General features: G+C 37.4%; 21 protein-coding genes and 1 other RNA gene. 11 read left to right on the top strand and 11 right to left on the bottom strand.

What is annotated here, in order from left to right; genetic code table 11:
- Positions 1-45: 45 nt before the first annotated feature.
- Both ACO052_RS16720 and fahA read right to left on the bottom strand, forming a co-directional pair.
- Positions 46-1227 (bottom strand): hypothetical protein, encoded by a 1182-nt coding sequence (locus ACO052_RS16720; RefSeq protein WP_422104936.1) that lies wholly within the window; start codon positions 1225-1227, stop codon positions 46-48.
- 354 nt (positions 1228-1581) lie between these two features.
- Positions 1582-2874, bottom strand: coding sequence for a fumarylacetoacetase (fahA, locus tag ACO052_RS16715; RefSeq protein WP_422104935.1), 1293 nt, complete (start codon positions 2872-2874; stop codon positions 1582-1584).
- A 112-nt stretch (positions 2875-2986) separates the two neighbouring features.
- Between fahA and glyA the strand changes: the two genes are divergently transcribed.
- Entirely contained in the window at positions 2987-4261 is a 1275-nt protein-coding gene (gene glyA / locus ACO052_RS16710) for a serine hydroxymethyltransferase (protein WP_422104934.1), read from the top strand.
- Positions 4262-4263: 2 nt separating this feature from the next.
- Here the strand turns inward: glyA and ACO052_RS16705 are convergent, their stop codons facing one another.
- Entirely contained in the window at positions 4264-4947 is a 684-nt protein-coding gene (locus tag ACO052_RS16705; RefSeq protein WP_422104933.1) for a LytR/AlgR family response regulator transcription factor, read from the bottom strand.
- Positions 4944-5978 (bottom strand): sensor histidine kinase, encoded by a 1035-nt coding sequence (locus tag ACO052_RS16700; protein ID WP_422104932.1) that lies wholly within the window; start codon positions 5976-5978, stop codon positions 4944-4946. Before ACO052_RS16700 ends, ACO052_RS16705 begins: the two co-directional genes overlap by 4 nt.
- Positions 5979-6176: 198 nt before the next feature.
- Here ACO052_RS16700 and ACO052_RS16695 point away from each other — a divergent pair, with 198 nt between their 5' ends.
- Together ACO052_RS16695 and ACO052_RS16690 are read left to right on the top strand one after the other, a co-directional pair.
- The gene (locus tag ACO052_RS16695) at positions 6177-7118 is read left to right on the top strand and encodes a DUF5694 domain-containing protein (protein WP_422104931.1); all 942 of its coding nucleotides are present in this window, start codon (positions 6177-6179) and stop codon (positions 7116-7118) included.
- Between the two features lie 155 nt (positions 7119-7273).
- Positions 7274-7819: an RDD family protein gene (locus tag ACO052_RS16690; RefSeq protein ID WP_422104930.1), complete on the top strand. Its 546-nt coding sequence runs from the start codon at positions 7274-7276 to the stop codon at positions 7817-7819.
- Here the strand turns inward: ACO052_RS16690 and ACO052_RS16685 are convergent.
- From ACO052_RS16685 to ACO052_RS16670, 4 genes are all read right to left on the bottom strand, one after another.
- Positions 7803-9371: a right-handed parallel beta-helix repeat-containing protein gene (locus ACO052_RS16685; protein ID WP_422104929.1), complete on the bottom strand. Its 1569-nt coding sequence runs from the start codon at positions 9369-9371 to the stop codon at positions 7803-7805. The genes ACO052_RS16690 and ACO052_RS16685 overlap by 17 nt on opposite strands.
- A gap of 120 nt (positions 9372-9491) precedes the next feature.
- On the bottom strand, positions 9492-10256 hold the full coding sequence (locus ACO052_RS16680) for a carboxypeptidase-like regulatory domain-containing protein (RefSeq protein WP_422104928.1): 765 nt from the start codon (positions 10254-10256) through the stop codon (positions 9492-9494).
- 147 nt (positions 10257-10403) lie between these two features.
- Positions 10404-10793, bottom strand: coding sequence for an acyl-CoA thioesterase (locus tag ACO052_RS16675; protein WP_422104927.1), 390 nt, complete (start codon positions 10791-10793; stop codon positions 10404-10406).
- Positions 10794-10800: 7 nt separating this feature from the next.
- Entirely contained in the window at positions 10801-11829 is a 1029-nt protein-coding gene (locus ACO052_RS16670) for a glutaminyl-peptide cyclotransferase (RefSeq protein ID WP_422104926.1), read from the bottom strand.
- 97 nt (positions 11830-11926) lie between these two features.
- Between ACO052_RS16670 and ffs the strand changes: the two genes are divergently transcribed.
- The 4 genes from ffs to fsa all read left to right on the top strand — a co-directional run bounded on the left by ffs (position 11927) and on the right by fsa (position 14192).
- Positions 11927-12025: signal recognition particle sRNA small type (gene ffs / locus ACO052_RS16665), an RNA gene on the top strand.
- A gap of 128 nt (positions 12026-12153) precedes the next feature.
- A complete protein-coding gene (locus ACO052_RS16660) occupies positions 12154-12957 on the top strand; it encodes an SDR family oxidoreductase (protein WP_422104925.1) in 804 nt (267 codons plus the stop codon).
- A 46-nt stretch (positions 12958-13003) separates the two neighbouring features.
- Positions 13004-13402, top strand: a complete 399-nt coding sequence (locus ACO052_RS16655; protein WP_422104924.1) for a hypothetical protein — start codon at positions 13004-13006, stop codon at positions 13400-13402.
- A gap of 136 nt (positions 13403-13538) precedes the next feature.
- On the top strand, positions 13539-14192 hold the full coding sequence (gene fsa / locus ACO052_RS16650) for a fructose-6-phosphate aldolase (protein WP_422104923.1): 654 nt from the start codon (positions 13539-13541) through the stop codon (positions 14190-14192).
- A gap of 33 nt (positions 14193-14225) precedes the next feature.
- Here the strand turns inward: fsa and ACO052_RS16645 are convergent, their stop codons facing one another.
- Positions 14226-15692 carry a hypothetical protein gene (locus ACO052_RS16645; RefSeq protein ID WP_422104922.1) on the bottom strand — a complete coding sequence of 489 codons (1467 nt, stop codon included), beginning with the start codon at positions 15690-15692 and terminating at the stop codon, positions 14226-14228.
- Positions 15693-15825: 133 nt separating this feature from the next.
- On the opposite strand from ACO052_RS16645, the gene ACO052_RS16640 reads away from it, so the two are divergent.
- Positions 15826-17451, top strand: a complete 1626-nt coding sequence (locus ACO052_RS16640; RefSeq protein ID WP_422104921.1) for an ABC-F family ATP-binding cassette domain-containing protein — start codon at positions 15826-15828, stop codon at positions 17449-17451.
- A 75-nt stretch (positions 17452-17526) separates the two neighbouring features.
- Here ACO052_RS16640 and ACO052_RS16635 read toward each other — a convergent pair whose 3' ends face one another.
- Both ACO052_RS16635 and ACO052_RS16630 read right to left on the bottom strand, forming a co-directional pair.
- Positions 17527-17766, bottom strand: a complete 240-nt coding sequence (locus ACO052_RS16635) for a putative signal transducing protein (RefSeq protein WP_422104920.1) — start codon at positions 17764-17766, stop codon at positions 17527-17529.
- A gap of 63 nt (positions 17767-17829) precedes the next feature.
- Entirely contained in the window at positions 17830-18549 is a 720-nt protein-coding gene (locus ACO052_RS16630; protein ID WP_422104918.1) for a hypothetical protein, read from the bottom strand.
- Between the two features lie 266 nt (positions 18550-18815).
- Here ACO052_RS16630 and katG point away from each other — a divergent pair, with 266 nt between their 5' ends.
- The 3 genes from katG to ACO052_RS16615 all read left to right on the top strand — a co-directional run bounded on the left by katG (position 18816) and on the right by ACO052_RS16615 (position 22544).
- On the top strand, positions 18816-21029 hold the full coding sequence (gene katG / locus ACO052_RS16625; RefSeq protein WP_422104917.1) for a catalase/peroxidase HPI: 2214 nt from the start codon (positions 18816-18818) through the stop codon (positions 21027-21029).
- A gap of 105 nt (positions 21030-21134) precedes the next feature.
- Entirely contained in the window at positions 21135-21605 is a 471-nt protein-coding gene (locus ACO052_RS16620; RefSeq protein ID WP_422104916.1) for an ankyrin repeat domain-containing protein, read from the top strand.
- 135 nt (positions 21606-21740) lie between these two features.
- Positions 21741-22544 (top strand): prohibitin family protein, encoded by an 804-nt coding sequence (locus tag ACO052_RS16615; protein WP_422104915.1) that lies wholly within the window; start codon positions 21741-21743, stop codon positions 22542-22544.
- The last annotated feature ends 80 nt before the right edge of the window (positions 22545-22624 follow it).

The following is a 22624-nucleotide window of genomic DNA, read 5'->3' as shown; positions in this document are numbered from 1 at the left end:
TCTCACATTTCGGAATGTTAAATTGATGTGAGAGGTTTTAATTCACTAACTATTTAAGCGATAACGGCTAATAATATCTTTTAACTGTAGTTTTAAATCTTCGCCAGAGTCATAGACCATTTGCTCATCGCTAGGGAAAGCGATTTGCCCTTGTCTTATCAAAGCTCTATCGTTTCTGTTCAATGCACGTCTATCACCTCTAAAATGCCCAAAGACATTTTCGAAAGTAAAGCCACTATCTATCGCAAAGGAATCGATGACTTGATTTTGTCTCAAGTCTTTATACACCACTTCTGCAATGACTTGTGCAGATTTGGTTTGCAGGACTTCAAAAAACCGGGCTCTTACATTAATAATTCGATCGACCTTAATATCATTACCTAGGCTGTCTTTAGCCACATTGCCATGCTCATCCAACAGGTATTCCCAACCATCCACAACGTCACGTTCTCTTAACAACTGCCTTTCGTTGATACGTTCTGGAGATATGTTAATACGCTTTAGTTGTAATTCCATAGCAAAATCGTAATCCAGACTATCATCTACAATAGAGTGGTAGGTCGTCCAAAACTGGTTTAAGCCATAGGTGTTAAAGTCCAAAAGCTCAGCTTCTAGGCGTTGTGGTATGATTTGATGGGTTTCGTTTTTTACGGACACATGTACATGGTCCATACCCATAGCATGCGCTTCTTGCATTAGGCTTCTAACGTCTTCAAAATTTGGATTAATGTTATCCACATAATCAAATAGCTTGTAGGCTTCACGCGCATTGAATTTATCTTCAGTATCCAATAAATCCAGCGCTTTATCCATTAAGAAATCGGAGGTTTTATATCTGTAATCTACCAATGCACTGCTATAATCATTAAATGAAAAGTGAATGGTTCTACCTTCAATTCTCAAAGGCATTACACGTTTTATAGCATTCTGTCTAGCCTCTAAATCGGCATAGGTTTCATAAATGATTTTATATAACTCAGGATTGCCATCTTCTTTAAGATGGGCAATGTGCGCTAAGTCTTCAGCCAAGACTTTATCATAAGCATCTTTTAGCATAAAGACATAGGCTTGCTTACGTTTTTTGTCTTTGTTGTTTTCTAGTTTCCTTAAAGCATCAGAAATGGCTTGGTCGTAATCACCGTGACTGATAGCTTGTTCGATTTGTTTTTTGGCACTACAAGATACGAGTACCGAAACAAGGACGGTTAAAAGTAAAAATCGTTTCATAATCTTGTATTTTAGTGAAACGCATTGTTGCAAATTTCTAATGAAATGAAGCAACATGGTTAGTTGAACTCATCCTGAACTCGTTTCAGGATCTTATACAAAGTATAAACCAATGATTATGCCAAAATTTTTACAGTTCTGATTATTAGTTATTTAGGGGGGATTGGTAGTAAACAGTAGGCAGTAAACAGTAGGCAGTAAACAGTGGGCAGTAAGCAGTACGCAGTGGGCAGTGGGCAGTAAACAGTACACAGTGAGCAGTAAACAGTAGGCAGTGGGCAGGAAGACTAACAAAAAAGCTCGAAATTAAAATTAACTCCGAGCTTCTTATTTATAAGGTCGTCGTATTTTAAATTACTTCTTTTTCTTGGGATTAAATATGGGTAGTAACTGTGTTTTTACCTGACCAAAGCCTATTCGTACATCGTCATTTTCACAATAGCCTCGCATCACTACCGTATCATAGTCATTGATGAACTTACGTTCTGTACCATCTTTTAGTTTAATAGGCTTGGTGCCTTTCCAAGTCAACTCTAGCATGGAACCATAAGAATCTTCAGTCGGACCTGAAATAGTACCACTTCCCATCATATCACCAGAGTTTACCGGGCAACCATTGATGGTATGGTGTGCTAACTGTTGGGCCATATTCCAGTACATATGCTTGAAGTTGGTTTTGCAAACCGTAGTTTCTTTACCACCTTTTGGAATAATACCTGCCTCCAAATGGATATCAAAGCTGTGTTTCCCTTTGGTCTGTAAATAAGGTAGCGGTTCTGGATCTTGTTTAGGGCTTGCTACCCTGAAGGGTTCAAGTGCATCGAGTGTAACAATCCAGGGGGACATGGTCGATGCAAAATTCTTTCCTAAGAAAGGTCCTAAAGGCACATATTCCCATTTTTGAATGTCTCTTGCCGACCAATCGTTAAAGACCACCAGTCCAAAAATATATTCTTCGGCTTCGTCAACAGGGATAGGCTCACCTAAGTCATTGGCATCCGTTGTGATAAAAGCCATTTCTAGCTCAAAATCGACCAACTTGCTCGGACCAAAAACGGGTCGGTCTGCTCCTTCTGGTAAGGTTTGCCCTTGTGGTCTGTGAATAGGAATGTGTGTGGTAACAATCGAAGAGCTACGGCCGTGATATCCTACAGGGATATGTAACCAGTTAGGCATAAGTGCATTGTCAGGATCCCTAAACATAGAACCTACATTGGTGGCGTGTTCCTTACTGGAATAAAAGTCCGTATAGTCACCCACATGAACGGGCATCTGCATTTCAATTTCGTCCAATCTAAAACAAATAATCTCCTTGTGCTTGGTGTTGTTCTTGAGCGTTTCGTTAGTGGCATCAAAAATTTCCGCAACACGGTTACGCACAGCGCGCCAAGTTTTGCGACCATCAGCAATAAAGTCATTTAAGGAATCTTGAAGAAAAATATCATCCGTTAACGGAATGCCATCAAAATAACCCAATTGATGCAGTGCTCCAAGATCTATGGCTGTATCCCCAATTCGCGTTCCGATGGTGATGATGTCCTCTTTAGTTAAAAACACACCAAAGGGAATATTCTGAATGGGAAAATCAGAATATTTGTTGACGTATAACCATGATGTTCTGTTTGGATTATTTGCTGATAGCGGCATATTGTTATTGTTGATTATATGTTCATTAATTTCTATTCAAACCTACATAATTTTTAATATTAAAACTAATGTTTTACTATTTTTGATTTTCATTTAAATATAGAAATTATTTATGCAACGCGACGAACAGATTTTTGAACTTATAGCTGCCGAAAAAGAACGCCAATTGGATGGTGTAGAATTAATTGCTTCCGAAAATTTTGTTAGTGACCAAGTTATGGAAGCTACAGGTTCTGTATTAACCAACAAATATGCAGAAGGGTATCCCGGAAAGCGTTATTATGGAGGTTGTGAAGTAGTAGATGAAGTTGAACGTGTTGCCATCGATCGTGCAAAAACCTTGTTTGGAGCAGCTTATGCCAATGTGCAGCCACATTCTGGAAGTCAGGCCAATACGGCGGTGTTTCATGCTTGCCTGAAGCCAGGTGATACAATTTTAGGATTTGATTTGTCACATGGTGGTCACTTAACGCATGGGTCTCCGGTCAATTTCTCAGGTAAATTATATCGCCCTACGTTTTATGGTGTAAAGAAGGATACAGGTTATATCGATTATGACATGCTATCTGATGTTGCCGAAAAGGAACGTCCTAAGTTAATCATAGCAGGGGCTTCGGCCTATTCTCGCGATATGGACTTTGCCAAGTTTAGGGAAGTTGCCGACAATGTTGGTGCTATTTTACTGGCGGATATTTCACATCCTGCGGGATTAATAGCTAAGGGTATTCTCAATGATCCCATGCCACATTGCCACGTCGTGACAACGACCACACACAAGACCTTAAGAGGGCCAAGAGGTGGTATGATATTGATGGGAGAAAATATTGATAACCCCTTTGGTATTACCTTAAAAAGCGGAAAGCTTCGTAAAATGTCCGGTTTATTGGATTCAGGTGTTTTCCCTGGTAATCAAGGCGGGCCTTTAGAACATGTTATTGCGGCAAAAGCGATTGCATTCGGAGAAGCTTTAACGGACGAATTTATGCATTATATGTTAAGGGTTAAGCATAACGCGGATGCCATGGCGAAAGCCTTTGTTGCTAAGGATTACCATTTAATATCGGGCGGAACGGACAACCATATGATGCTCATCGATCTGCGCAATAAGAATATTACGGGCAAGGATGCTGAGAATGCCTTGGTTAAAGCAGATATTACCGTTAATAAAAATATGGTGCCCTTCGATACAGAATCTCCATTTGTAACGTCTGGAATTAGAATAGGAACTCCTGCCATTACCACAAGAGGTCTAAAAGAAAACGACATGACCTATATCGTCGATTTAATTGATGAGGTCATCAATAACCATGAAAATGACACTGTTTTAGAAGGCGTTGCGAAGAAAGTCAATGCATTGATGAGTGGCAGACCTTTGTTTAATGCCTAGTGTTATTGCCCATTGATCCGTTTCCAAAACGCATCTTTATAAGTGGCACCGATAGGAATATATTCTCCTTGTATGACGATGCGATTGCGTTCTATAAATGCAATATGTTCTAAGCTCACAATGTAGGACTTATGAACACGAATAAACTTATGTTTTGGTAAGAGTTGTTCAAAGTCTTTCATGTTTTGTAACGTGAGTACTTTACCGTCTTTTGTTTGTATAGCCACATAATCGCTGAGACCTTTTAAGAACAAAATATCTGAAAAGCTAATTTTTTGATGTCGATATTCGGTCTTAACGAAGAGGTAATCAATGCCATCATCCGAAGGCGTTTTGATAGTTTTTTCTTGAACTTTTTCAACGGCTTGTAAAAATCGCTGGAAGGTGATAGGTTTTAACAGATAATCTACCGCATTGAGATTATAGCTTTCCAAAGCATATTCAGAGTAAGCTGTAGTAAAAATAACGTTTACCTCTGGACCAATAATTTTTTTGAACTCAACTCCGGTGATTTCAGGCATTTGAATATCAAGAAATATCAAATCTACGGAAGCTTCGCGCAATAGTTTTAACGCATCCAGTGGATTATTGTATGTAGCAACCAACTCTAAATCTTCAATTTTGGAGATATAGGATTCTAGTAGTTTAATAGCTAGGGGTTCATCGTCAATGATTATACAGGTCATTTTAAAGGGATTTGAAGATGAGCTTTGAATACTGAATGTTCTGCTTTGCAGAAAAATGAATGCTGCTTAGGAAATAATAGTTCTAAACGCTTCTTAAGGTTATCCAAACCTAAACCACCAACCTTGTCTTTTTCCTTTTGAGCGATTTCATTTATAACCTTATAATCTAAGCGCATATCTCTTACTGTGATTTTAATTTCAATAGGTTGCGCTTTGCTATGCAATTTACCATGTTTAAAAGCATTTTCGATAAAAGGTAATAATAAAAATTGAGGGACTTGAATATTCTTTGTGACCCCTTCGATGTTAAGCATTACAGCTGGTTGTTCTTTATGTCTAAGACTTTCCAAATCTATAAAATTTCTAATTTGGGATATCTCATCTTCCAAAGGAACTAGAGTCTTGGTTTTGTATAAGGAATAGCGCAATAATAGAGACAATTTTTCTATGGCGCCTAAGGCTTTATCCGTATCTATATGAACTAGCGCATATATGTTATTTAGTGTATTGAACAAAAAATGCGGATTGGTCTGAGAGCGTAACAAGTCCAATTCCATGCGCTGATTTTCCAAAAGCAATTGGTTGGTGCGTTCATCCTTGAATTTTGAATACTGCCAGAAGTAAAAAATAATCCCCAAAGCGCAATACTGAAAGACGTAGTAGAAGTTATCCAATATATAATAAGACATAGACACCCCTTCTTTATAATTTCCAAATCCAAACATGGTTCTGTAAAGTACTTCCTCAATGAGATAACGCAAATAGACGATGATTAGAGCACAGATGAGGGTTGTTATGAGATTAAGCCAAAAAGGCTTTTTATTATGCCATTTATAAAATATGAAATAGGATACTATGGCATAAAGGAAAAAGATAAAACCTACGGAAATGGTTAAAGCAATGATATGAGGCTGTATATGATATTTAAAGGCTTCAGCAATCGTATCAGTTTCTAAAAGTCCTCTGATGACATCAGTGACCAAATAATAAAATAGGAACCACAGACCGAGTTTTTTGAAGTCGAATTTCATACATGCGAAACTAATAAAATATACCTGTAATGGTAAAAACCTATCTGTAAACTCAGAATTTTTATCGGTCAACATGAGGGCTTTTGAGATGAATATATGAGCTTAAAATTTTACAGAGGAGTTTAGGCAGTTTACAGATTCTCTTTTTTTATGAGATACAAGATTGTGAATTTTGGAATGTCATTAAAAAGAAAAATTATGAAACATTTATCTCAGCTTCTATTAACACTTCTATTAATTCAGTTTTGCAGTGTAAGTGCACAAGAGCAGCAAGAAATTCTTATTGTAGGGGACATGCACCAATTACCGGGCATTGTTAAGCGCGCTTACAAGCCGATGCTTAAAAAGATATTAAAATACGAGCCAGAATTAATAATGGCTGAGTATTCAAAAAAGGGAGATACCGCTGCTATGGGTGAATGGAACTCACGTTTTAAGGAGGCCTATCTTAAAAAGAAAGACACATTCATTATGGCTAAAAACGAAATAGATGTGCTAGAACAAACGCCGAATACAGAATTAGATAGTATTCAATTTAAAAAACTACAATCTTATTATTTAAGTATTGGTGATCAAGGTAATCATAGAATGTATGGATACTTTGCAAGACATGGTGCTACAGAAAAATTCAAACCATATGGGAATCAAAATCCAGATTTAACCTTTCAATTAATGCGAAAATTAGAACTGAAAAAGGTTTATGGTGTTGACAGCCATGAAGGCTATAGCGGATACTGGCCAGCATGGCAACGTAGCTTGAAAGCCGGAACTAAAGAAGGTAAAAAAGCATTTAAAAAAGCCATGCGAAAGGATACTTGGGGAAATATATTTGCCGGCGCCTCATGGTCATTAGGGCGATATATCAATAAGCCAGAAACCTTGGATTTGTACTACAGAATAAACTCATTGCGGTTCGAAGGCTTTAGCGGTGAGGATTATGACCTACAAATAAAAAAATGGGATGAGCGCAATGTAAACATGGCGAAGAATATATTAGAGGTCTTAAAAAATAACTCTGTAAAGCGTAGTGTCCTAATCGTAGGTGCTGGCCATGCCAAAGCTGTTAGTGATGAATTGAAACGATTAGACCCTGATTTAAAGGTAATTATGTATCACGATCTTAAAGACTACATCAAGTAAAATCGTAATTCTATCCTTCCGTCATTGCATTATGATTTTGCGTTATTTGTGCATTTGATGCATCACAATTCATCAGCATAAAATAACATTTCAGTTGGTTTGATTTAGAATCGACAACATTCATAAATAGGTTTGCTTTATAAACAACCCTTATTATGAAGATAAAATTGGAATATATTCTCAAGCGTAGTTTGGCTTATTTTATTGATGTTAGTATCATATACGTGGTATTGATGTTAGTTTTTCAATGGCTCATTATGCCTCCGATAAGAACTCATTTTGGTATGGATGAAAACTGGTTTAGGAATGGGTGGAATGTACAGTGCTATGTATGGTTGACCATATCTTTACCAACATGGTTGTATTTTATAACTTCTGAACCTTCAGATCGTAAAGCGACATTTGGCAAACGTATTTTGAAGCTACAGGTTTTGGATTCTGAAACAAAATCAAAAATCTCTAAGACTAAAAGTATAAAAAGAACAGCACTTAAATTACTGCCATGGGAGCTGATTCATATCGGATTGAATTTACCAACACCAGTTTGGTTTGAGGAAAACCCTGATTTCAGATACTTAGTATTATTGGGTTCAATACTATTTGTAGTCTATTTTATAATGGCTTTTGTTTACCGGAGAACACTCTATGATAAACTTTTAAATACTTTGGTGAGTAATCAAAATACTAATCCTCAAAAATAGTACTGTTATAAGCTCCCGCATCTGGTGGCGACGTACGTGCGTCTCCAAGGATATCATTTGGAATGATGAAACTGGCACTGCCAATGCCGTTGGCCCCTGAATCTTGTCCAATACGCATCAGATTTTCAAATGGAGCTTCAAAATCGGGATCCGTATTAAAGATGTTACCTTCGTAAAACATCATATCGCTAAACACATAGTTTCCAGTACCGCTTAAACTGCTATTATCAAAACGCAATAAGCAATTATTGAATTTAAAGTTAAACACAGCCCCTTCGTTTTCTAATAAAAATTCGGGATTGTCATTACCGTAAATGATGCAGTTATTAAAGTTGGCTTCTGTTAAATCGTTGGTGAAGACGGTATTATTTTCATCTACAATAAAATCATTGAGTAGGAGCGCAGGGAATTGCCTAAAACTGTTGTTCCAATAATTAGCTATGGTACAATGTGTAAAATTATATTTACCGCCAAAAGTACCTGCAAAAGAGGATTGCCCAGCATTATTGATGACCACATTTTCGGCAGCTATGGATGTAGCTCGTCCTAAAATACCAAAAGCGCTAGAGTTATAAATCTGGGAATTACTTATGGTTAATTTATCATTTGTTGCCTCTTGATTCCCCTCTGAAAGCACACCTATAGTCGCATTTTTAATGGTTGCATAATTAATGGTATTATCCATACTGCCATTAAATAACCAAATCGTTCCCCATTGCCCTGGTACATCTGCAAAAAGAGGTTCTAAACGATCGCCTTCAAGAATTACTTCATTTTCCTGTGCTTCTGAATCGGTACTCAAGGCACCATTTATATTTAGTGTGCCGCCATCCGTTACTATGATCCCCGAATCAGCATGAAAATGAACTCTAGTTCCAGGTTCCATAGTTAAGGTTTGTCCTGCGCCTACACCAGCATAGCCATATATAACATAGGGTCTTTCGTTGGTAAATGCAAGTTCGTCATCTTCAAGAAATCGACCTTGTAAGGTGGTTTCGTCAGGAGTGCCATCACCATCGACATCAAAGGTCAAGGTTTCAATAATACCCGTAGTTTCATCTCTACTTGGAAATATAAACACGGCATCCTTTACCAAAGTCACCAAATCCACATCTTGCTGGTTATTGCCAGAGTCAAATAGAATACGATCTGTATACAAAAACTGGGTATCTGTGCTCGAGAGGGTTTCAATGTCAATTGTGGTCTCTATAAATATGAACAAACTGTCATTTGCCAAAAGCTCAACATTTTCAAAAAACTTACCTTCTTGGTCACCCTCAAGTCCGGTGGTACCATCGACATTCATTCTGTAAAAGGAACCAGTGCCGTTTTCTAACTGAATAGTAGGGATAACGATATCATCGTCACTTCGGTTATAAACTTTGAGATTATAGGTGCTAGAACCAATATTGGTAAATACGGTATCTAGGTAAACGGTATCTCTTTCAAATTCTAAATTTCCAGTACTTGGCGAAAATTCAAAATTCTCACGACAAGAACTCCACATTACTATAATTCCTAAACAGATGAAAAATGATAGCAATCGCTTCATAAAACTAATTTTGGCTCTAAAATATAACTTTTGAAGTTATGAATTATTATGTATTTGTTTTAATTAAAAGATTATGTCACGCTGAGCGCAAGCGGCCACAGGAATGGGAGCTTGTAATTCCTAATCTTTAGTTTTCTTTTGTTCCCCATACTCTTCGAGCAAGAGCAAGAATAACTGGCTATTTAAAACTAATTGTTCTAATAGCATCATCTTTTTTCCATCCTGTAATAGTTCTGAGCTAATGCCCTTGGCCTCACAAAAATCAAAAAACAATTTTGTTTTGTTTTCAGGGATGTTGAGATCTTCAGTAACGAGTCGCTCATTAAAGAATGTACTTTTCTTAAATAAAGAGTCTATTTGTGTGTAAGTGAGAAGTTTGTATGTAGGGACTTTAGGCCGTTTTCGTTTAAACAGCTTCGCCACTTGCCCAATGAGATAGATAAAGTCTACACCATAAGTCGCCCCTGGTGGTTGATAGAGGTGAGGATTGCGCTTAATGTCTTCCTGAATTAAATTTTGAAGCTCCTCATTATAGGTTTCTTCTTCAAAGACAGGTTGTTCAGGATCAGCTTTAATGGTGACTTCATCCAATTCACTGACAATTTTTTTGACTTCAAAGACATTAAGATCATCAAAATGGGTTTGGGTGACGATGATGTCTTTAGGGTGATAGAATACGGATTGAAATGAAATGGTATCATTTATCTTTGCAGGAATACTAAAGTTACCGTCCTTATCGGTCACCGTAAGTCTCTTCTGGGTTTTGTTTAGAACCTTGATGTTCTTTACAACAGCTTTTGAATCGTATACTTTTCCTTCTAGAGTTTGCCCTAAAACAAGACTATTTGTACCTAACACTAATATTATAAAAACGAAGCGTCGCATATTGAAATGATTGGTGCGCTAAAGAAAAGTGATAAATACGATACGTCTAGGCCCATTAAAAAAACTTTAACCTAAATTAATGTTAACTTCCTCAAACGTGGCTTGGGAAAGCAGGTTTATAGTAGGACATTGGCTTGTCTGAAGAATTTATTCGAATAGTGTAATGATCTCTGCTGGAATTCTAGTGGGCCTTTTAGTCTTAATACTCATAAGGCACCATTTGGTTTCTGATTTAACAATGAGTTTGTCGTTTGAAGCATTGTAAATGTCCACTTGCCGTATCGAAAAAATACCTTCGGACTTAGAGACATAAGTTTTAAGCCTTAGCTGATCTCCCAACACAGCTTGATTTTTATAATCGATATGATGACTGACCAAAACCCAAAAATAGTGGTCTAATATAGCTTTTGTTGCATTTTGAAGCCAATGCGCTTCCGCCATATCCTGCACCCATTGTACATAGCGGACGTTGTTAACATGGTTAAGTTGATCTAGATCCTCTTCCGAGACTGTAATGGTTTTCTCGTAGGTTTGCAATGCTTTACTACTGCTTCTTTAGTTTTACTTCAAAAAGTCTATCCCAATTTTTTCCTGTAACAAAAATGGTCCCGCGTTCAGGGTGATAGGCAATACCATTGAGCACGTCTAGTTTATCGTGTTGCGTAACGAGCTTTCGAAGTGGTTTAAAGTCAATAACACCTTCAACGCCTCCGGTGTTAGGATCAATAATCACCACACCGTTGCGTTGATAGATATTGGCAAAAATTTTACCGTCAATCCATTCGAGTTCATTTAAACTAGGAATCTTGCCCTTTTCGGTATAGACTTGGATGTGACCCTTCTCGGTTAGATTTTCAGGATTTAAAAGCCATATTTTTTCCGTACCGTCCGATTTGTATAAGGTTTGACCATCATTACAAATACCCCAGCCTTCTTTACTTTTACTATAATTGAAGGTACTTAGTTTTTCGAAAGAATTGACATCGTAAACGAAACCACGTCTCGCTTTCCAAGTTAACTGATAGATTTTGTCATTTAAAATGGTTAAACCTTCACCAAAAAAATTGTCGCTTAGATTAATATTTTTTAAAACCTCTCCGGTTTCAAAATTGACACGTCTCAATTTCGATTCTTTGTACTGACCTGTACTTTCATACAATTCACCCTTATAAAACTCAAGGCCTTGAGTATATGATGTGATATCGTGCGGATAGGTATTGACAATCTCATACGTATATATAGAAGGTATGATATTGTTATATATTTTTATAGACTTCGTTAAGGTCTCAGTTTTGTCATCGTAAGCAACAACAGCAGTCAGCGTTTTGTCGCCCAAAGTCGTATTATTTAGCACTGCATTTTTTTCTATGGCCTGCCCATTTAATTGATACGTCACTTTTGTGATGTTCAATGCTTTGGGGTTTTTAATGGATAAGTCCAGAGTATCTCCCAATAAAATGGACTTTACCTTGGTATCAATAGCCAAACCTGTTAGCTGGGCGCTGTTGGTATTTCCGCAATTTATAAGCAATAAGGCTAAGGCGCAGAGGACGGTAGATTTATATACGTGCATAGATGTCTGAAGATTTTTGGCAAGTTATTAAATATAATTCAGTTTAAAAATGACTGTTTTTGGTTGTAAAAATATTAAAAGGTTGTATCTTTGCAGCCGGCAAGTCCTACACAACCAGCTCCTGCTTAATCCTCCAGGACGGGAACGTAGCAAAGGTACGCGGTCGTAGCGGTGTGATGTAGGTAGCTTGCCTTTTTTTATTGTAGCGTTTTTAAAATTATAAGTTAAAATAATCCCGAAGTAAATTCAGGATCTCTTGGTTCTAAATTCTTTTTATTATTCTCAAACTTCGTACTTTTAACTTCCAACTTCTAACTCAATAAAATGTCCAAAGTTGTTTTAATAACAGGGGGATCGTCAGGTATCGGAAAATCGATTGGAGAGTTTCTACAGACTAAAGGATTTAAAGTATATGGCACTAGTCGCAATCCGAAGAACTATCCTGATAGTAAATTTCCTATCGTAGCTTTAGATGTCACCCTGCCCGAAACGATTTCTAAGTGCGTTGAAGAAGTTTTAGAAAAAGAATCTAAAATAGATATTTTAATCAATAATGCAGGTGCTGGAATTACAGGACCCCTTGAAGAAATTCCAGATGCTGAGATAAAACGAAACTTTGAGACCAATTTTTTTGGACCTATTAACGTGATTAAGGCCGTATTACCAACCATGCGTCAACAACATTCGGGATTGATTATTAATATCACCTCTATTGCCGGGTATATGGGATTACCTTTTCGAGGCGTCTATAGTGCCAGTAAAGGGGCTTTAGAATTAGTGACCGAGGCGTTTAGGATGGAGTTGAAAGATTTTAACATTGCTATGACCAATGTGGCTCCGGGCGATTTTGCAACCAATATTGCTGCGGGACGTTACCATGCCCCCGTTTTAGAGGATTCACCATATAAGATAAAATACAGTCACTCCCTAGAGATGATGAATGCGCATGTTGATGATGGTAATGATCCTAAAGATATGGCAGAGGCTATTTATAAAATTATACGCACAACATCACCAAAAGTCCATTATAAAGTAGGTGCTTTTATGCAGAAGTTCTCTATTGTTTTAAAGCGTATACTTCCAGATAAGGTCTACGAAAGGCTACTGATGAATCATTATAAGATTTAACATTTGTGGTACGCTATTTGTGGTATACATACCAAACTTAGCTATCATGAAAAAACGTTACTTTCTTTTACTTTTATCACTTTCTTTTTTCACTTTTAGCTGTCAGTCTATTTTTGATTGTGTTATTCCAGTGGAGGCCGAATTACCCAATGCGCAATTCCCAATTGGATCGACAGAAACCTATTATTACAAACAACTTACCGGCGAAGTTAATAATGAACCCAGAGACGATGATTATGATTATTTCTTTGATGTGTTCGGATTGCCAGAGGGCATGGATTACTTTGTAAATTACAGAACCATTAGTATAGAAGGTAGACCTGTGGAAGCGGGGACTTATGACATTACCATATCCCTTTTTGTTGAAGGACCTTTTAATGATAATAATGAAAGTATTCTTTGCGATCAAGAGACTTCAAAAACCTATACGATAATTATAGAATAACCGTTTTTCTCTTGGTAAATTGTTAATATATTTTGACGATTTTTTTTAAATCATCCTAAGGATTAGTTGTAAATTCGCGGCAATTAAAACACAACTAAATAGATTCTCTGTTGAAGGGAAATAAAACGAGCTTATTATGAAATTTTTTATTGACACGGCCAATCTTGATCAGATTAAAGAGGCCCAGGATATGGGTATTTTAGATGGTGTAACCACCAATCCATCTTTAATGGCAAAAGAGGGCATTACAGGTGTAGACAATATTATGAAGCATTATGTAGATATCTGCAATATTGTTGATGGTGATGTTTCAGCTGAGGTTATCTCAACTGATTTTGAAGGTATGGTTAGGGAAGGAGAGGCATTGGCAGAGTTGCACGATCAAATCGTGATTAAGTTACCGATGATCAAGGATGGTGTAAAAGCTTGTAAATATTTTTCGGATAAAGGCATTAAAACCAATGTGACATTGGTATTTTCACCTGGTCAGGCCTTACTTGCCGCTAAAGCTGGTGCAACTTACGTTTCACCATTTATCGGTCGTTTAGATGATATTTCTACGGATGGTTTAAATCTAATTGCAGAAATACGCCATATTTATGACAACTATGCCTTTGATACGCAAATTTTAGCAGCCTCAGTGAGACATACGATGCACGTTATAGATTGTGCCAAATTAGGAGCTGATGTTATGACAGGACCTTTATCGTCTATCATCGGACTTCTAAAACATCCATTAACAGATATAGGATTAGAAAAATTCTTAGCAGATTACAAGAAAGGGAATTAGAACCTATTCCAAAACATAGAGTATAAGAGCATCTTATTGTTTAGCGATAAGATGCTTTTTTTGTAAAAGATCCCCTAGCATCTCGGTGAAATCCGATTTAAAAATATTGACGTTTGGATGCAATATCATGCCGTATTCGTTAACAATGATCGCCTTGTTCAAATAGTTAACGGCTAATACTTTCCTTGCCTTTTTTGGATACTTAAATTTATATTCTTTATCCTTTGGGAAGTCGTAATTGTTTATGATGCTTTTCCAAGATTTGTCATCATTACTGTTAAGGTTTATGGAGACAAAGTCGACATTGGGGAATTCGTATTTTAAACTTTTTACTTTATAGTGACTATTACGGTACTGTAGTTTTGAGTTGGATGACCAGAAGTAAATAATACTAGGTCGCTCGATAATAGAATTTAGATTTTGTTCAGAATTGTCATAATTAATGATGGCTAAATCAGGGATCGTATTGCCTTGTCTCAGTAATTTTAAAGACGAGACTAACTCTTTCATACTTGCCTTATCTTCTTCACTTGTACTTTTTGACAGAAAATAATTGAGCATTTCATCAGCATCTGCCTCGGTATGGTTGTGGCTTACATAATCTCTGGTCTTGTACTTTAACAAACTATTCTTAATCGTTTCATCAGAAATGATGCTATCTATTAAATCTAATTTTGATTTATTGTAATCCATTCTGTGCCTATCGAACTTACTGTGAAAAGGATTATTCTCATAGTAGGCGTGTGCTGCCAAATTGTCGATATAAAAAAATAGAAATCTATTGTAGGAATACAGATGGGCAAGATGCGCTGCATTGTAATCTACCGTACTTCTATAATCATAAAAATCTTCGGGTAAATCCTTTATGTGTATTAATTTGTTATTACCGAAATAGGCAAACGGATAGATTTCCTTGCGGGCATAAGAGTAGTAGTTAATATTCGCTTCTATAATGGATTTGAAGAGTTCAGACTCTGGTTTGTCGCTAAGGAAATTATGAAACTTGGTCAATTCCCGTAGGCGTCTTTCTTCAATAAATTCATTAAAGGCTTCAGGTTCCATTTTGGCGTACTTCATCAGTTTGCTTTCTTCACGTTCATTAGCCAAATAGGTTTCTATCAGGTAATTATTCTTTCGGGCGCCGACACCAGTAAAAACCAAGGACTCATCAAAGTCGTAGGTATTCAGTCTAAACATCACACTGTCTTTCGGTTCTAAAAGAATTAATTGGTATTCCCCGCCATGGGTAAATGAGTATAGACCGGGCTCTAAGTTCTTTATTTTGTAGACAAATCTGTTATTTAGATCTAAGGTTAAAGAGTCTATAACTTTACCTTCGGTGTTATAAAGTATTACATTTTTGTTCTTTGGATTAATAATTTCTCCACCTACAAAAGCATAATCACCTTCACCACCTGTATCTACTTTGCATCCAAGAGTTATAGACAGTAAAGCAAAAGAGCATATAATGTACCTAGTCAACATTGGGAATCTTACCATAAGTTATTAGACAAAAATATGTTTTGCAATATTGAAGTCTTGTTAAGACCTAGTTAAATCTTGTTATACGGTTTATTTATTTCGCTCAATGGCTTTTATTTTCTACTTTTGCCGAAAATTTAAAGCCTATAAAATGTTATCAGTTTCTAATCTTTCTGTTCAATTTGGTAAGCGTGTTCTTTTTGATGAGGTGAATACCACTTTTAATAACGGTAATTGCTATGGAATTATCGGTGCTAATGGTGCTGGAAAATCTACATTTTTAAGAATTTTAGCAGGAAAAATGGATCCTACTTCTGGTCATGTGCACTTGGAGCCTAGCAAACGTATGTCTGTTTTGGAGCAAAACCATAACAAACACGATGAGGATACCGTGTTGGAAACCGTTTTAAAAGGTAACAAACCGCTATACGAATTAAAATCTCAAATCGATGCGCTTTATGCCGACTATTCCGACGAGAATGCTGAGAAAATTGGCGAGCTTCAAGTTGAGTTCGAGGAAATGAACGGTTGGAATGCCGATAGTGACGCAGCGGCCATGCTTTCTAATTTAGGTATCAAAGAAGATTTGCATTATACCTTGATGGGGGATTTGGATGGTAAGCAAAAAGTACGTGTGTTATTAGCGCAGGCCTTGTTCGGAAATCCAGATGTGCTCATTATGGATGAGCCTACAAACGATTTGGATTATGAGACGATTTCTTGGTTAGAGAACTTCTTGGCCAATTATGATAACTGTGTCATTGTGGTATCTCACGACAGGCATTTTCTCGATGCTGTTTGTACACATATTTCTGATATCGATTTTGGAAAAATAAACCACTATTCTGGGAATTATACCTTTTGGTACGAATCGTCGCAACTAGCTGCCAAGCAACGTGCACAGCAGAACAAAAAAGCTGAAGAGAAGAAGAAGGAACTCGAGGAATTTATTCGTCGTTTCTCTGCTAATGTTGCAAAATCAAAGCAAGCGACCAGTAGAAAGAAAATGATCGATAAACTGAACATTTCTGATATAAAACCGAGTAGCCGTCGTTATCCTGCGATAATTTTTGAACGTGAGCGGGAGGCGGGAGATCAGATTTTAAATGTTGAAGGCTTATCAGCTAGTTTGGATGGTGAGGTGTTATTTAAAGGGGTAGATATCAACTTGGCAAAAGGAGATAAGGTCGTGGTTTATTCGAAAGACTCAAGAGCGACTACAGCATTCTATCAGATCATTAACGGAAAAGAAAAAGCAGAAGCAGGTAAGTATGCTTGGGGAGTTACAACGACACAGTCGTATTTACCATTAGACAATAGCGACTATTTTGATAACAAGTTAACGCTTGTTGACTGGTTACGTCAGTGGGCCACTACAGAAGAAGAGCGCGAAGAAGTCTATATAAGAGGATTTTTGGGAAAAATGATTTTTAGTGGCGAAGAAGCTCTAAAAACAGCAGATGTTTTATCAGGTGGTGAAAAAGTACGTTGTATGCTAAGCCGTATGATGATGATAAGAGCCAATGTATTAATGTTGGACGAACCCACCAACCATTTGGATTTGGAAAGTATTACGGCTTTCAATAACTCGCTGAAAAACTTTAAAGGCACGGTATTGTTAACGACTCACGATCATGAGTTTGCACAAACGGTTGGTAACCGTATCATTGAGTTAACGCCTAATGGCGTTATTGATCGTTATATGACCTTTGACGAATATATGAATGATAAAAAGATTAAAGAGCAGCGTGAGAGGATGTATGCGGTGACCGTTTAAATAAGGTATGTGTCAGTCACGCTGTCCCGAAAGCTTTCGGGATTATTTCAGCATCTCTTTAGGCAATACTTTTATTTAAGAAGCCTCCATCTCAGCCTTTACTCGTGTTACAATAGCCGTAGCTTTGTCCAGTTCATCATTATGGACAAAGACTTCCTGATAGCCTTGATTCAATGAGCCATAACCCGCCAAACGTTGCGATTCCCCCTCATCTTTAATAATGGGGACAATGCCAAGGCGCTCCAACTCATCTTTAACACGAGTGACTAAAATAAAGTTGCCGTAAAATATTTTTGTATATTCAGAAGTGCTCATAACTATAGGTGTTGTTTTGTACCTATAAGTTACAAAAATCAAGGGAATCTAACAATTCTTTAGTTAGGTATTATAGTATTTGCTGTCCCAGATTACTGCACTAAAGTTTTTTCCTGACAAATACCCGTAGTACATCACGGCAGCAACAACAGATTTAAACACAAAAAGGAATACGATTCCCGCATTAGCTGCAGTTGCCTTGTTAGAAAATACGCCTTCAGGGATAGCGGCAGTAAGTAGAATACTCAAAATGAACATACAAAACACAAAGTTCTCAAAATCCCTAACAGGCCACATAATTGCTCTTCTAAACGCGCTAAGGTCATTTCCCCATTTATGAATCAAATAGTAATAACCGTTACCTATGGGGGCGAAGAGAAGTGGATCATCGTAATGTTCCAATTTAAACAACTTGGCTGGTGCGATAATTTTAAAGCCTTTCAATTCGGTGTTGTGTGCCTTTTCAAGCTGTTTTATTTTGGAGATGGCTTCATAGGGCAATTCGCCTTTAAAAAGCTTGGTGTCTAAAAAACGCAACCTGTAATTGACACAGGTTTTTTTAATTTGACTTATATGATAAATACGGTCAGTTTCCAATAAGTCAAAAACAAAATCATTGTGATCAGAAGTATGGCCGCTAGACAAGGTATTCAGAATCTCCTCATCTTTTTTGTTATCAGCATCCAGAATGGCCTTGACGTCATCGATAATCTTCGTCTCCATTTGGCCTTTGCGTTTGAGCGCCTTTAGCTTATCCTCAATATTCGTCTTTTTCAGTTGCATTTTTCTTTTTTCTTAAAAATAAGACTACTCTGCCTTAGTTACAAAAATTTAACAAATCTGTTTAAGCTTTCTAAGCAAAATTAAGGCTTAACCAGCGAACCTATTAAACAAAGTAAACACATTGCTATTATTTGAAATTATTCTAAATAGATTAATAATAGATAATACCTATGGAAAAATAAACATATAGTATGTCTGCATTTTAGTCGCTGCTCATTAATTTTTTAATTTTATCGAACATTAAAAACAACTTCTAAACTATAGATATGGACAATAAAGGAAATTACAACATTAACAGTGGCGATGCTAGCCAATGCCCTTTTTTAAGTGGAACACAGAAAAAGTCTGCAGGTGGTGGTACTCAAAATCGCGATTGGTGGCCTAATGAATTGAAATTGAATATTTTAAGACAGCATGCGTCAAAGAATGACCCTATGGGTGAGGGCTTTGATTATGCGGCAGCATTCAATAGTGTCAATTATGATGAGCTCAAGAAAGATTTGACCGACTTAATGACAGATTCTCAAGATTGGTGGCCAGCAGATTATGGTCATTATGGAGGATTAATGATCCGTATGGCTTGGCACAGTGCAGGAACCTATAGAGTAGGTGACGGACGTGGTGGTGCTGGTACAGGAACACACCGTTTTGCGCCTTTAAACAGTTGGCCAGATAATGGTAACCTTGATAAGGCACGTTTATTATTATGGCCTGTAAAAAAGAAATATGGCAACAAGATTTCCTGGGCTGATCTTATGATACTTGCAGGAAATGTGGCTTTAGAATCTATGGGGTTCCCGACATTTGGTTTTGCTGGAGGTCGCGAAGACGTGTACGAACCAGAACAGGATATTTACTGGGGAAGTGAAACAGGTTGGTTAGATAATGATGATCGTTACGATACTAGTGACGGTGAATTGGAAGGACATCTTGGCGCTGTACACATGGGATTAATCTACGTAAATCCAGAAGGTCCTAATGGCGAACCTGATCCATTAAAGTCTGCCCATGACATTAAAATAACATTCGGGCGTATGGCCATGAATGATGAAGAGACTGTAGCTTTAGTCGCCGGAGGTCATACCTTTGGTAAGGCACATGGAGCGGCCGATGCCGAAAAATATGTTGGAGCAGAACCACACGGAGCTTCAATTGAAGAAATGAGTACCGGATGGAAAAATACGTTTGAAACAGGCGTATTGCAGCACGCCATTACAAGTGGTATAGAAGGCGCTTGGACACCCGACCCAACACGCTGGGACGCTGATTATTTCGATGTGCTATTGAATTATGATTGGGAACTTACTAAGAGTCCAGCAGGAGCGCACCAGTGGACACCGACGGCAGATTCTCATGCACGTATGGCACCGACAGCTGACGGTAGCGGTCAACAGGCATTAATGATGACAACGGCGGATATGGCTTTAAAGATGGATCCGACCTATAGAGAAATCTCAGAGCGTTTCCATAAAGATCATAAAGCTTTTGAAGATGCCTTCGCAAGAGCATGGTTTAAACTTACACATAGAGATATGGGACCGATTGACCGTTACTTAGGTCCAGAGGTGCCTAGTGAAGAATTAATCTGGCAAGATCCAATACCAAAAGTAGATTATACCTTGAGCGATTCGGATATAGAAGTTTTAAAGAAAATGATTCTAGCTTCAGGTTTATCGGTATCAGAATTAGTTAAAACGGCTTGGGCTTCTGCATCAACCTTTAGAGGATCCGATATGCGCGGTGGCGCCAATGGTTCGCGTGTACGATTAGAGCCGCAACGCAGTTGGGAAGTGAATAACCCAGACGAATTGAATAAGGTGCTAAATGTACTCGAAGGTATTCAAAGCGAATTCAGCGGAACCATTTCCATGGCGGATTTAATTGTTTTAGCAGGTAATGCAGCAGTTGAAGAAGCGGCTAGTAATGCTGGGCACAACGTCTCTGTACCATTTACGCAAGGTCGCGGCGACGCCTCCCAAGAACAAACCGATGTTGAATCATTTGGGTATTTAAAGCCCTTGGCTGATGGATTTAGAAATTATATCAGTTCAGAACTAAAGGAAGTGGCAGCAGAAGATTTATTGGTTGACCGTGCTAACCTATTGACGCTTTCAATTCCTGAAATGACAGCTTTAGTGGGTGGTCTTCGTGTTCTAGGCGCTAATTACGATAATTCTAACCTCGGCGTATTTACGGATAATGTCGGACACTTATCTAACGACTTCTTTACGAATATTTTAGACTTTACGTATACATGGAGTGCAACCTCTGATGATGATACTATTTTTGAAGGTAGGGACCGTAGAACAGGAGCGGTTAAGTTTACAGGCTCAAGAGCCGACTTGATCTTTGGTTCCAATACCGAGCTCAGAGCAGTATGCGAAGTTTATGGAGCAGATGATGGTGGCGCAAAATTTGTCAATGACTTTGTAGCGGCTTGGGCTAAAGTGATGAATTTAGATCGTTTTGATTTAAAATAAGAATTGGTTAATAGCAAATTGTGAAAAGGGAATGCGTATACGATTGTGCATTCCCTTTTTAATTGTTGTTGCTATTAATCGGAACTTTAATCTTATAACAATACTATGAATGCACAAGAATTATTTTTTAGAACCATACAAACAGGTAATGTCGAAAATTTGAAATTGCAGTTGCAGCATAATCCCCACTTGGTAAATTCTGAGGACGCTAGAGGCTTTACACCGCTTATATTTGCTACTTATTTTAACCAAGAAGCTATTGCAAAACTATTGATTGACCATAAGGCCAATATCAATGGAAAAGACGGATCGGGTAATACGGCTCTTATAGGTGTGAGTTTTAAAGGTAATATTGAGCTTGTAAAGCTCCTTATCGAAAGTGGGGCGGATGTCAATGCTCAAAATAATAATGGCACGACCGCTTTGAGTTTTGCAGCACAATACAATCAAAAAGAAGTAGTGAAAACACTATTGACCAATCAAGCCGATAAGACCATTGTCGATATGAATGGAAAAACAGCATTAGACCATGCGAAAGATAAGAATTTCAAAGAGTTAACGGGTATTTTAAGCTAGAAGAATCGGTTTTAGGAATTTTTAAGAATTCGTAAGTATTTTCCGCCAAAATTTAGGATACTTATAACAGTTCTAAATAGCGTTTATCCCTTATATAGCGTATCTTTATAAGAGTAATCTAAAAATATATATGCTATGAAATCACTCTACTATTTGTTACTCTTTTTATTTTTATTTAGTTCATGTGTTGTCGTGCGTCAGGATGAAGTCGCTATAAAGCGCCGGCAAGGAAAATTAATTGGCGAACCCATAAGTCAAACAGCTAAAATTTACAACCCTTTAGTTGCGACTTATATAAAAGTGCCAACACGTATTGTTAATTTCAAAATTAACTTAGATATCCCATCAAAAGAAGGGTTAACGATTGGTTCTGAGATGTCGATTTTATACCGTGTAAGACCAACTCAGGTAAAGTCTTTGCTAGAAAATGTAGGAATGAATTATGAACAAGAATTAATCGCTCCTGTATTTCGTTCTGCATTAGCAGATGTAAGCGCTAAGTTTATGGCCAAAGATATGCATACCGGCAACCGAGCTTCTATTGAAGAAGAAGTTAAAAACATGATTAATGAAACTTTAGATGAAAAAGGAATCGTTATAGAACAGGTGTTAATGAAGCGCATCGTACTTCCGGCATCACTATCGGCAGCAATTGAACAAAAACTCACGGCAGAGCAACGTGCGCAACAAATGCAATTTGTTTTAGAAAGAGAACGTTTAGAAAATGAGCGTAAACTGATTGAAGCACAAGGTGTAGCGCAAGCTAATATCGTTGCTGCTGAAGGACAGGCAAAGGCGAATAAAGTATTAAGCATGGGCTTAAATGAGCTTTTATTACGTCTAAGAGCTATAGAAGCTTTTGAAAAGCTTAGTAATTCGTCAAATGCTAAAGTGATTGTGACCAATGGAGAAACACCTCTAATTGTTGACGATGAATAAACGGTGCTGCCAATTGATAGATTAAAAAATAAATCGTCTAAAATAAGTTTTAGACGATTTGTTTTTTTGTTTAAACTTCA

The sequence above is a fragment of the Winogradskyella sp. genome, from assembly GCF_965228925.1.
GTDB lineage: Bacteria > Bacteroidota > Bacteroidia > Flavobacteriales > Flavobacteriaceae > Winogradskyella.
This window is presented reverse-complemented; position numbering and strand designations above follow the sequence as displayed.